This is a genomic window from Sutcliffiella sp. NC1, assembly GCF_027594365.1.
Lineage (GTDB): Bacteria > Bacillota > Bacilli > Bacillales > Bacillaceae_I > Sutcliffiella > Sutcliffiella cohnii.
The window spans coordinates 2482502-2494654 of record NZ_CP115153.1 but is presented as its reverse complement, the minus strand read 5'-3'; the positions used below and the strand labels follow the sequence as shown (position 1 = coordinate 2494654).

Here is a 12153-nt window from a genome sequence, read left to right as displayed (position 1 = left end):
CAAAAAGTATAGTCATGCTAATCACCTTCACTTTTTATAGTTGTGATATTGATAATTATTTTCATTTCAATTCTAACATAGAATGATTCTCATCATCAATACAAATTATTCTGTAAATTTATTAAATGTAGGTGAAAACCTATTTTTGTGCTCTATGTATTCATCATATTTTGTGTTCGCTTCGCTTAATGCTCTCTCTTCTAACGGAATTCTTATTGATAATACCCATGCATTTAAAATAGTAAATACTATGGCCGTCCAGTATGCTTGAAACATAATCGGAATAAGGATAATTTCTAAACAAACAATGATATAGTTTGGGTGCCGTACAAACTTATATGGTCCCCTCATTACGATATTAGCTCCTGGTAACACAATAATTTTGGTATTCCAATAATTGCGTAATGAAAAAAGCACCCATATTCGAATAGCTTGTGTTACTAAAAACAGTGCTAAAATAGCTGGCCAAATTGTCGATAATTGTTTATTATAAAAACTAACCTCTAACAAGAGTGAAAGAAAAAAACTAATATGGATAAGGACAATATACTTATAATGTTCTGGAAAAAACTCAATTGCTCCTTTTGTTTTCATCGATATTTCGTTACGTCTTGCAATTATTAGTTCCACTAATCTTTGCGTAATAACTAAAGATATAATTAAGGTAAACACCAACCCTCAGTCCTCCCATTTAAGAAGTACTTGCTCAGAACAAAATCCAGGTCCTAGCGCTACGGCAAGTCCGGTATCGCCTTTTTGTGCTTCTTTTTCCATTACTTCTTTTAAAACGTAAAATATAGTCGCAGAAGACATATTTCCATAAAGGTTTAAAATAGTTTGAGAGCTCTTTAATTTATCTTTAGATAACTGTAAACTTTTTTCATAAGCATCTAACACTTTCTTTCCACCTGGATGAAATATGCATTGATCTATTTCGTTAGTAGATAAATTATGTTTTAGAAGGAATTTTTGAACATTAGTATGCAACCATGTTCGTATAATGGTTGGAATATCACGTGAAAATACGACGTATAATCCATCATTTTTAATATCCCACCCCATTACCTCCTCTGAATCTTTCATTAACGTTGAAAGTGTATCTATAATGGACGGGCATGTTATTTTGTTATTAAATTCTACTAAATCGCCCACAATACATGCACACGCAATTCCATCTGCAAAAAGTGATGTACCGACGAGATTACTTTTTGAAGGATCCTGTCTTTGAAACGTTAGCGAACAAAGCTCGACTGTCAAAACTAAAACTTTATGTTCAGGAAAAGCTTTACAATATTCAAAGGCTCTCGTTAATCCTGCCGCTCCACCAGCGCACCCTAAACCCCATATTGGAATTCTTTTCACATGTTCAGAAAAACTTAATTTATTCATTATTCTTGCTTCAATACTAGGTGTTGAAATTCCAGTAGATGATATGTAAAAAATAGCATCAATTTCATCCAAATGTATAGCCTCATGTAACATGCTTTCATTATTTAAACAGTTGTTAATTGCTCTAACACCGTAAGAAATTGCTTCTTGTATATATACATCATTTTTTTCTTCAAATGAATGATTTTCTTTAAACCAATCGAGTCCTTTTACAAAATGACGCTTTGATATATTACCGTTAGAAAATATCGATAATAATCGTTCAATATCACTATAAGAATGAGAAAAAAGTTCACGAGCAAACTCAACTACAGTTTCTTGATTTAATGCAAATTTAGGTACTGCAGTCCCAACAGAAACTATTTTTGGCATTTTTTTAAACTCCTACATAATAATTAAGATTATTTTCACCAAAAAATAGTATATAATTCATTTATTTATTTTTATTTTCTTTTGAAAAATTGTTCTTAGGATAGGTTTTTACTAGAAAAAAAGCTTTCCCATAGTTGAAAGGGAAAGCAACGTTTTAAAGGAGTTGTGTTGTTGTGCAGTTTTATTATATCTGAAAACTAACATAACTACATTACTCATTTTATGGAAATTTATTTTTATTTTATTTGTCTGAGTAAAATTGGGCCATTAATATTTCATCTACATATTGGCCGTTAATGTATGCTTGTTCCTTTTGTACTCCTTCTTCAACAAAGCCATAGCGTTCGTATAATTTATAGGCTGGTTTATTCGTAGAGAAAACCGTTAAACATAATTTTCGTAACTTATACTGTTTACACCAAGCATTCGTGTACTCCATTATTTTTTTGCCAATTCCTAGACCTTGAGCGTCCTCTATAATCCAAGTTCTAAACAACCCAGTATGACGCTTCATTTTTATATCTCCTCTAATAATTCGTGCGATACCAATTACTTTTCCTTCTCGCTCCACACCCATATACATATTTTCATTATCCATCATACTTTGGATAAATTGTCTTTCTTCTTCAACAGTCCGAGGTACATCTTTTTGAATATATTCTCCCGCTTCTATTATAGACGTTACAGCTGTAACGATATCTTCTGCGTCTTGTAAAGTTATAGGCCTTAAAACTACTTCAGATTCATCTTTTGCAGTAAATTTCATTGTTAGTTGTGACATGATGAACACTCCTCAAAATTCTTTTAAAGGGAAACTATAAAATAACTAACATTAATTTTCAACTAAAACGTGTTTTTTAATAGTGTTTTTTGTAGAAATTTGTTGAAAAATAATCTGATATTTATGATAATGAAAGAAAGTTTAACTAAATGAGGAAGTTCGGTCTTTATCTCTCATCCCTAATATAGTCTTAATTTACTTTATGTTAGGATAATTAAATGTAGTTGGAGTGTGGTTTAAATGTCATTAGATTTATCAATTCAGCATGTAATTACAGGAGCTATAGAATCCGTTAAAGCGATTATTCCAGCCTCCATTAGCTATGCAGAGCCAAAGCTTTATATACAAGAAACGACTGATATTTCATTAGGTGTATTAATTACGTTAATTGGCGATATTCATGCACAATTAATTATTCAAGGAGAAAGTACAGTATTTCAAAAGCTAGCTGGGATGTTGTTTGGTATGGAGGTAGAAGGTGAGATGTTACTATCATTCACTGGAGAACTAGGAAATATGATTGTTGGAAATTTAACAATGCAAATTTCGGAAATTGGAATTAAAACAGATATTACTCCACCTAATGTTTTAAGTGAACAGAAAGAGTATTATCTACATTCTGAGACTGTTATCACTTCTATATATGTCCAAGATTATGGCAAAATGGATATTTTATTAGGGTTAAAAGCATCTTGATGAAAGAACCCAATAATAATTAGGGATCATTTCCTTTTAAAAGATGTATTGTTATGTACATAGTACGCTACAAAGGCATTCGTTTAACTTATTGCGAACACCTTTGTTTTGTTCATTATATTTAAAATAATTTTTTTACAGTTGCTTCAAACGTAATAGTATCCTCATTATTAGTTGGGTATTTTCCATACTTATAGTTAGCTGAAATAACAATATCTTCGAATCCAACTTTTTCTAAAATCATCTTAAATTCCTCTACCCCGTACCATCTAATCGGAAACTGTTCTAATTCTGTTTGAATTAGTTTCCCATTTCTCCACTTTTCATATCTACCATGCGATATGCTATATTGCTTAACATAATCAATTTTCACGGTATTATATCTTAAAGTAATAATTTCTCCGTTACTTAATTCCCAATATCGTTCGCTGCTATCATTGAGTGACAGATTATCTGGAAGATGTATATCTATTATTAATTTTCCGTTATTCTGTAAATGATTGTAAAAGTTTTTCAAAGCTCTTAATGATTCTTCTCGTTCAAACAACAACAAAAAAGTACCTGTCGGAACGATAATTGCTTCATACTTGGAATCCGATGTAAAAGATTCCATCCTATCAATAAATAATTTAGTAGAAACCCCGTTTTCCTCGCAATTCTTTTGACAAATGGAAAGCATCTCTTCCGAAACATCAAACCCTTCCACTTTAAAGCCTTGTTGTAAAAGTGGTATAAGTATTCTCCCTGTTCCTGTTGCTGGCTCTAATATTTTCCCATTACAATTTTTAAGCCGATCCATGTAATATTCGATATCACCAAAAGAATGTCCAACTGGCTTATCGATGTCATACACTTCCGAAGACAACTTACTATAAAAACTAAACATGTTTTTCACCTCTATTATTAAAATGCTGCTTTGTGATATTTTACGTAGCATATTACTAGATTAGCATACATGAATACATATTGTACCTCGCTTAGGAATAATCATTTTATTTTTCACACTTTTTTCACATTCCTCAAACTGTGAAACTAGTCACTATTATTTACCTATCAATTTTCCCCTATTTTTATAGTGTAAACATTAAGAATGAACCATTTGTGAACATAAGAAAAAGCGCTATCATTTGCAATTTGATTTTGTATGATGAGAGTAAGCAGCAATTAATGACAGAAAGGAGATTGAAAGATGGCGAAACCTGAACTAGTAAAAAAGACGGTTGTGAAGACGGAAAAACCATCTAACTTAAGAGGAACTTTAGTTTCCGTGTTTATCCTTGGTGGTTTCTTAATTATTACTTGGTTTGGCGTTTACTTTTTATTTTTAAGTCGTATATAAGGGAAGGTGAATGGATATGCACATCCATAAGTTTGAAAAAATTTGGTTAATTTTTGGTATTGCTACATTGTTAGTTTTTTTATCAACCATTGGTGTAAGTGCCTTTTACTTAGGAAATCAACCACCTAGTTGTTTAGTTACGATTGATCCAGAAAAAGTGGCAGAAACTCCTCCTTTTAATGAACCTGGCTTAAAGCAAGTTGGGGAAAATGAATATGAATTAACGATGGTTGCTTCTGCTTTTCATTATGAACCGAGTCATGTACAGATTCCACTTGGAGCTACTGTTCATATTAGTGTTACAACAGTAGATGTAATCCACGGTTTCCAAGTACCTGGTACAAATATCAATATGATGGTTGAACCAGGTTACGTCAGTACACTTACAGCTCAGTTTAATCGCGAAGGTGAATTTTTAGTGTTATGCAATGAATATTGTGGTGTCGGTCATCACATGATGACGTCAACTTTCGAGGTGATTAAAAATGTGGAGTAATAAAGTAGACCGTAAAGATGGAAAATTAGCTATGGCTCACTTGTATGTCGCTTTTATCGCATTATTATTAGGTGGTCTGGCAGGATTACTACAAGTGTTAGTTCGAACAGGGGAATTTCAACTTCCAGGAAATATTGGCTATTATCAAATTCTTACTGTACATGGAGTTTTATTAGCCCTTGTTTTAACAACCTTTTTCATCATAGGCTTTCAATTTGCTGGGTTAAGTCGAACTGCTGGTACATTATCCAGTGGTGTAAGAAAAGCTGGTTGGATTGGCTTTTGGCTAATGACGATTGGAACAGCTATTACTGCAACTTTTATCCTTTTAAATGAAGCTAGTGTTCTTTATACATTTTATGCCCCACTACAAGCTCATCCTGGCTTTTATATTGGTTTAACTTTAGTCGTAGTTGGTAGCTGGGTTAGTGGCTTTGGAATGTTTACACATTACTCTAAATGGAAAAAAACAAACAAAGGAAAAGTAACTCCTTTATTAAGCTTCATGGTTATTATTAATATGGTTATGTGGCTTGTAGCTACGTTAGGTGTAGCTGCTGCTATGTTAGTTCAGTTCTTACCGTGGTCTTTAGGCTTTGTAGACACGATAGACGTATTAGTAAGTAGAACGTTATTTTGGTATTTTGGTCATCCGTTAGTATATTTTTGGTTATTACCTGCTTACATGGTTTGGTATGTTATTATTCCAAAGATTATTGGTGGAAAAATATTTTCAGACGCATTGGCAAGACTGTCATTTATACTTTTCTTACTATTTTCCATTCCGGTTGGATTCCATCACCAATTAACAGAACCTGGGATTGATCCAACGTGGAAATTTATACAAGTAGCTTTAACTTTTATGGTTGTCATTCCATCATTAATGACTGCGTTTTCTCTATTCGCAACTTTTGAATTATACGGTCGTTCTAAAGGTGCAACCGGACTTTTCGGTTGGTTTAAAAAGCTACCTTGGGGAGATGCACGGTTTTTTGCTCCGTTTGTTGGGATGCTATTTTTCATTCCAGCTGGTGCGGGTGGATTAGTAAACGCAAGTCACCAACTAAACCAAGTTGTTCATAATACAATTTGGGTAACTGGACATTTCCATTTAACGTTAGCAACATCTGTCATTTTAACATTTTTCGGTATTGCATATTGGCTCATCCCTCATCTAACAGGACGAGTAATGACAAAAGCGATGAACAAATTAGCAATTGTTCAAACAATCGTATGGTCAGTTGGTATGTTCTTTATGTCTAGCGCTATGCATGCTGCTGGATTACTTGGTGCTCCAAGACGTTCATCCTTCTCTACTTATGGTGATGCTCCACAAGCTTTAGAATGGATTCCATACCAAATGTTCCAAGCAATCGGAGGTTCTATTCTCTTTTTAGGCATCATCCTAATATTAATTATTGTCATAAACCTTTCCTTCTTTGCTCCTAAAGGAGAAACGGATTTCCCAATTGGCGAAACTGCTGAGCAAGCTGAAAAAACACCAGCTATTTTCGAAAATTGGAAGCTATGGATAGGTGTAACAATTGCGTTAATTTTATTTGCCTATACTGTACCTTTTATCGATATGATACAAAACGCTCCTCCTGGATCCAAAGGATTTAAATTTTGGTAATGCTTTATAAAAAAAGAGGCTAAACGATAATGTTTAGCCTCTTTAATTATACTAATTTATAAATAGTACGATATTTATTTTCTAAGTAATCAATTAAGTATTGAACGTTTAATTCTTCTCCTGTGACATCTTTCACGATTTCAAGTGGTTTCTTCATCTTACCGTATTGATGAATGTGATCAGCCAACCATTGCTTTATAACCTTAAGTTCCCCATTTTCTAGTAATTGGTCAAAATTTGGAATATCTTTTTTCATCGTGTTAAAAAACTGAGCAGCGTACATATAACCTAATGCATAAGAAGGAAAGTAACCAAAACTACCTCCAGACCAATGAACATCTTGAAGTACACCTTTCGCATTATTTGGTGGTGTAATATTTAAGTATTGTTCGTATTTTTCATTCCAAGCATTTGGCAAATCTTTTACTTCTAATTCATCATTAAAGAGAGCTTTTTCTAATTCATAGCGAATAATGATATGAAGAGCATATGTTAACTCATCTGCTTCAATTCGGATTAACGATGGTTTCGCAACGTTAATAGCACCATAAAAGTCATCTAACGAAACATTTTGAAAAGCTCCAGTCGCATATTCGTTTAATTTATTATAGTGCCTTTTCCAAAATGAATAGTTACGCCCAACAAAATTTTCATAAAATAATGATTGAGATTCATGTATTCCCATGGACGTTCCAGAAGCTAATCCTGTTCCAATTAAATCGGATGAAATGTTTTGTTCATAAAGAGCGTGTCCACATTCGTGAATCGTACCAAATATGGCAGAGCGAAAATCTTCTTCATCGTATTTGGTAGTGACACGGACATCACCTGGATTAATCCCTATTGCGAATGGATGCACCGTTTCGTCTAATCTACCAGCTGAAAAATCATACTCCAACTCTTTTAGTATATCTAAGCTAAAGCTGTGCTGATTTTCTTTTGGAAACGAAAAAAATAACACTGAGTCGTCAGGGTTGTAGTTGGATTCTTGAATTTGCTTTACGAGTGGAACTATTCGTTCTTTCAGTTGATTAAATACTTCATCTAATTTGTCAACCGTCATACCTGGTTCATACATATCTAATAAAGTGTCATATTTATTACCATCGTATCCCCAATATTCAATAAATTTCTTATTAAAAGAAACGAGCTTTTCTAAATATGGTTGTAACATGAAAAAATCGTCATTTGCTTTTGCTTCTTCCCATACCGCTTCTGACTTTGAACTTAGAATTACATATTCTTTGTATTCTTCTTGAGGGATTTTACTATTTTTCTCGTAATTTTTTTTTGTTTCATCTATAGATTTTTGTGTAATTTCATTTAATTGATTATATATTTCAGGTTGCGTTAATTGAGTGATATACTCTAGCATTTCTTCAGATGTTGTTAATTTGAAAACGTCTGATGATAACATCCCTATTACTTCGGAACGCTGTTCTAACCCTTTTTTTGGTGCACCAGTGCGCATATCCCAAAACATAAGTGAAATAGCTTCGTTATAGCTTTCTATTTTTTTCATTAATTGTAAGTAATCTTTTTCTATCGTTTGAATATCCATTATTTTCCCCCTTCATTGCTTTATTATAGGATACAAACATTCTCTTAATTTATCAACTATTTGGAAAAAATTATATAGTTAAAAACCATCATTGCTAGTTATTGAAGTGTTTAACTGCTTTGATGGTTTTTTGTTTTATTTATAGGTTGGGTTAGTTGGTAATATTACCTCTATCTTTTCTAATACGGATGGATCTATTTCTTGTGAGAGAAGAATTGTTACTTCTCCTTTATCTTCGCTAGTTCTTATTAAACGACCTATCCCTTGGCGTAATCGAAGTAACATGTAAGGAACATCTAAGTCCATATATGGATTGTTTAGCCCTTTTCTTTTTGCAGCGAATACAGGGTCATTTGGTGGGAAAGGTAATGACCATATTATTACGTTACTTAAACTCTTCCCTGGAACGTCTAAGCCTTCCCATAGATGATAAGCGCATAATACGCTGTTTTCCTCGTTTTGAAATTTAGAAACTAGTTCACTTATTTCTGCATCACCTTCAAAGAAATAAGTATAGTCCGATTGATTAGTCTTTTCTTTGAATGCAAGTAATTCTTCGCGTGTAGCAAACAGTATAATTGCTCTACCTTCTGTTCGTGCAATAGCTTCCATTGTTTTTTCAAATTTAGTAGCGATATCATCTGAAACTTTCTCTAAATAAATCGTCATATTTTCCTCGTAATCAAATGGTGAAGCAATAGTAAAGGATAGAGCCTTTTCAATTCCTAATGACTGTGAAATGTAATCAAAGGTATTGTTCTCTGAAAGTGTTGCAGAAGAAAAGATAAAAGGTATATTTTTTGAAAATACATTTTCCTTTAATACAGATTCTACTGTTTTTGGCATTACTACTAATGTTGTATCTTGATTTGATTGTTCAGCCCAAAATATTACATCATCTTTTGTCAGCAATAATTTTAATAAAAATTCAATAGAGTCTAAATATTCCTCGACGATATGCAGTTGATAATGATCAATTGTATGCAATTCACCTTCATAAACTAACTCATTTCCAATTTGTTCAATCTTGCTTAATAGTTGTTCGATTGCACTGGTAAGCTCCGCTGATTGCTTTACATCTTTCCTCTCCGAACCAGATACTTCATACAAACTTTGCTCTAATTTTTCAAAGAAGTGTTCATTAACATCTAACGTATCTTCAACTAGTAAAGAAAATTCTTCTCGAAGATCATTCCCTAATAATCGAGTTAACAACTCTTCCACTGTTTGATTTTTCATTTTATATGTTAAAGCTTTTTGAGCAGCAAATTCTAGCAAATGTCCTTCATCAAAAACAACCGAAGACGCTTCAGGTAATAATGGTAGTTGACCTTCTCTCTTTCTCTTCTCAACTGTCCATACATGTTCCATATAAAAGTCGTGTGAACAAATTATAATATCCGCGGCTTTTCGATAATGTTCACGGGATAATGTTTGTCCACATCGATGACGCTTTGCACAACTAAAACAATCTTGAAAACTATCCCACCCAATTAAATTCCACTCTTCATCATTTAATTCAGCATGATCTTTTCGATCCCCGTAAGGAAAGAATGTTTGCATCGTTTCATGTTTGTTCACAAACGCTGGGAGCGTATCATACACAACATCAATTTTTTCATTGTTCTCAAAAGTCATGGCACGATCTAGCTTATTTAAACATATGTATTGATCCGGTGATTTGGCAGTTCTTACATCAACAGTAATATCGAGAACTTTTGAAATCTTTTCAATATCTCCACCTTTTTTGACAAGTTGTTCTATTAACGTTTCGTCTGCACAAGCGATTACTGCGGGTTTACCGATATAGCGGGCGTAGCAAATAGCATATAGTAAATACACGATTGTTTTTCCAGTCCCTACACCAGCTTCGGCAAATATTACCTGTTTTTCTTTGTATGCTCGTTCTAGTTGAAAGGCCATGAAAATTTGTTCATCGCGTAGTTCAAACCCTGCTTCAGGAAGGATGTCATAAAACACATCACCGATCCACTCATTTAATTTATCAAAGAATGATTCTCCTTTATTCATCGTAAAAGGTAAACGGTTATTCATTAATAATATACCTCCGAAAAAAGTAAGACATTTCAACATTATTAAGGAAAGGTTAGTTTATTGTCAAGTATTATTTGTACTCTTACTTTTTCGCCACTATAAAAAAAATCCCTGTTTTCCAGGAATTTTTTTTAGTCATTTAAAAATTTTACTATTTTTTGATCTTTAATAGTTGCGTGTAAGATAGCTTTTTGATATTCTTCTTTCGCTTTTTTTAGTTTTTCCATACATAATTCTTCTGAACTAAACTCTGTTTTTAAGCTTTGAAAACTATTTTCTAATGCCTTTGATATTTTCAAAAAATCCTTCATTTGTAATGTCATAACATTTCTCCTTTCCTATCATTGATTTTTAGTCCATACTAATTATCCCATTACAACGAAGCAGTTTTGCAAAGGATTAAATGGTGGGGAAAATGAAAATGTAAAAAATAAATACCATCAGCACGGTTTCTCAGCTCATGGTTAGTTACATTATATTTATTTTTTTCTAGTATTAGTTTATGCGCTTTACTTTCTTTTATTCCAAAAAAAAAAAAAGCACTCTTCATGCAAGAGTGCTTTTTATCTTTTATTTAGTTTTCCTCTTCTTCTTCTTCATATTCGAAGTCAAAATCAAGGTCTTCAAAGTCATCGAAAGAAAATTCTTGTGCATTATCTAATACTTCTTGAGGAATTACAATTTCGTCAATTTCATTGTAGTTATAAAGGGACATATCCATTTCTTGATACATGCTCATTACTTCACCTTCAATTTCCATTTCCATGTCCATTGTAATAAACATCTTTGTTTGGACTAACGTCTCTTTATCTACATGAATTTTGTAGCTAATATGATTAATTTTCATCATTGATAATACTTCTTCTAACATTTCACCCATATCGTCGCCCATCATAGGAATAGTAGCATTAATTAATTCCTCGTATTGGTCACCATTTCCTTCAAACGTTAAAATGTACTCATTTCCTTCTTCTGTCATGGATAGTTCATCAGAAAAACTTTTCAAAATTTCTAACTGTTCTGCAGGGTTTTGCTGTTGCATTTCAGTTAATTCAATTAGTTCTGCTGTGAATTCTGAAGGAAACTTATACCACTCTCCAAACGTTGGATCATAAGTAAAAAACCCTTCTTCTGTGAAATATGTTTCAGACTCCATTTCAATACCCATAGTAGGATCGTTCATCTTCGTTGATTGGTACATTGCTAATGGACTTAACGTTAGATCCGATTTACTTGTAGTTTTCATTTCAATCGGTTCTTCATCGTTTAATGTGATTTTTTGATTAATATTCATATCCATAGAATAACTTTTAAGTTCAGCTGTTGCCTCTGTCGTTTTTTCTAAAACTTGTTCAGCTGTCAATGCAGGCTCTTCTTCTATTTCATCAGCTGGTTCACTTGCATCAACTTTTTCCTCTTCTGGTGGTAATGAGACATCTTCATTTTTATTAACAGTTTCTGTACTACTCCCACACGCTGCTAACAGAAGTACCATAAATACCACCGTAAATAATTTTAATAATTGTTTCTTCACACAATCCTCTCCTTATTCTCTATTTACTATTTGGCTATGTTAAATGATAATGTTGATTTCTACATTAAGAAATGGATACTTATTGGAGAACACTACTATATTCAAACTTTTCCCCTATTCCCCAGATAATGGTTACCATCTTCTGTTCATCTTTGTATTGTAAAAAATCCACACCATTTTTTAACAAAGCCGCTCCTTTTAAGTGTTCACTTAAAAAGAGATGGCTTTCTTGCCCCATCTAATAGTACGATACAAAAATAAAAATGTATTCAAAAAGTTATATTTTCTTTAAAAATA

The 12153-nt window shown here is 32.8% G+C and carries 12 protein-coding genes; 4 read left to right on the top strand and 8 right to left on the bottom strand.

Features of this window, described 5'->3' with window-relative positions; translation table 11 throughout:
- Positions 1-105: 105 nt before the first annotated feature.
- From O1A01_RS12980 to O1A01_RS12970, 3 genes are all read right to left on the bottom strand, one after another.
- On the bottom strand, positions 106-672 hold the full coding sequence (locus O1A01_RS12980) for an isoprenylcysteine carboxyl methyltransferase family protein (protein WP_333482938.1): 567 nt from the start codon (positions 670-672) through the stop codon (positions 106-108).
- Between the two features lie 6 nt (positions 673-678).
- Positions 679-1761, bottom strand: a complete 1083-nt coding sequence (locus O1A01_RS12975; RefSeq protein ID WP_066414262.1) for a type III polyketide synthase — start codon at positions 1759-1761, stop codon at positions 679-681.
- 241 nt (positions 1762-2002) lie between these two features.
- Entirely contained in the window at positions 2003-2542 is a 540-nt protein-coding gene (locus tag O1A01_RS12970) for a GNAT family N-acetyltransferase (RefSeq protein WP_066414264.1), read from the bottom strand.
- Between the two features lie 240 nt (positions 2543-2782).
- Between O1A01_RS12970 and O1A01_RS12965 the strand changes: the two genes are divergently transcribed.
- Positions 2783-3238 (top strand): chemotaxis protein CheX, encoded by a 456-nt coding sequence (locus O1A01_RS12965; protein WP_066414266.1) that lies wholly within the window; start codon positions 2783-2785, stop codon positions 3236-3238.
- 121 nt (positions 3239-3359) lie between these two features.
- On the opposite strand, the gene O1A01_RS12960 is transcribed toward O1A01_RS12965, so the two are convergent.
- The gene (locus O1A01_RS12960; RefSeq protein WP_066414269.1) at positions 3360-4124 is read right to left on the bottom strand and encodes a class I SAM-dependent methyltransferase; all 765 of its coding nucleotides are present in this window, start codon (positions 4122-4124) and stop codon (positions 3360-3362) included.
- Between the two features lie 303 nt (positions 4125-4427).
- Here O1A01_RS12960 and O1A01_RS12955 point away from each other — a divergent pair, with 303 nt between their 5' ends.
- From O1A01_RS12955 to O1A01_RS12945, 3 genes are read left to right on the top strand one after another with little or no spacing between them, the layout of a single operon-like run.
- Positions 4428-4577 carry a cytochrome c oxidase subunit 2A gene (locus O1A01_RS12955; protein WP_066414278.1) on the top strand — a complete coding sequence of 50 codons (150 nt, stop codon included), beginning with the start codon at positions 4428-4430 and terminating at the stop codon, positions 4575-4577.
- A 16-nt stretch (positions 4578-4593) separates the two neighbouring features.
- Positions 4594-5073 carry a cytochrome c oxidase subunit II gene (locus O1A01_RS12950; protein ID WP_066414281.1) on the top strand — a complete coding sequence of 160 codons (480 nt, stop codon included), beginning with the start codon at positions 4594-4596 and terminating at the stop codon, positions 5071-5073.
- Entirely contained in the window at positions 5063-6706 is a 1644-nt protein-coding gene (locus tag O1A01_RS12945) for a b(o/a)3-type cytochrome-c oxidase subunit 1 (protein WP_066414285.1), read from the top strand. The genes O1A01_RS12950 and O1A01_RS12945 overlap by 11 nt, the downstream gene beginning before the upstream one ends.
- 46 nt (positions 6707-6752) lie before the next feature.
- On the opposite strand, the gene O1A01_RS12940 is transcribed toward O1A01_RS12945, so the two are convergent.
- From O1A01_RS12940 to O1A01_RS12925, 4 genes are all read right to left on the bottom strand, one after another.
- Positions 6753-8267 (bottom strand): carboxypeptidase M32, encoded by a 1515-nt coding sequence (locus O1A01_RS12940; RefSeq protein ID WP_270064304.1) that lies wholly within the window; start codon positions 8265-8267, stop codon positions 6753-6755.
- A gap of 135 nt (positions 8268-8402) precedes the next feature.
- The gene (locus O1A01_RS12935; RefSeq protein WP_066414287.1) at positions 8403-10322 is read right to left on the bottom strand and encodes an ATP-dependent DNA helicase; all 1920 of its coding nucleotides are present in this window, start codon (positions 10320-10322) and stop codon (positions 8403-8405) included.
- Positions 10323-10453: 131 nt separating this feature from the next.
- Entirely contained in the window at positions 10454-10645 is a 192-nt protein-coding gene (locus tag O1A01_RS12930) for a hypothetical protein (protein WP_066414289.1), read from the bottom strand.
- A gap of 251 nt (positions 10646-10896) precedes the next feature.
- Entirely contained in the window at positions 10897-11856 is a 960-nt protein-coding gene (locus O1A01_RS12925; RefSeq protein ID WP_066414291.1) for a DUF6612 family protein, read from the bottom strand.
- Between the last annotated feature and the right edge of the window lie 297 nt (positions 11857-12153).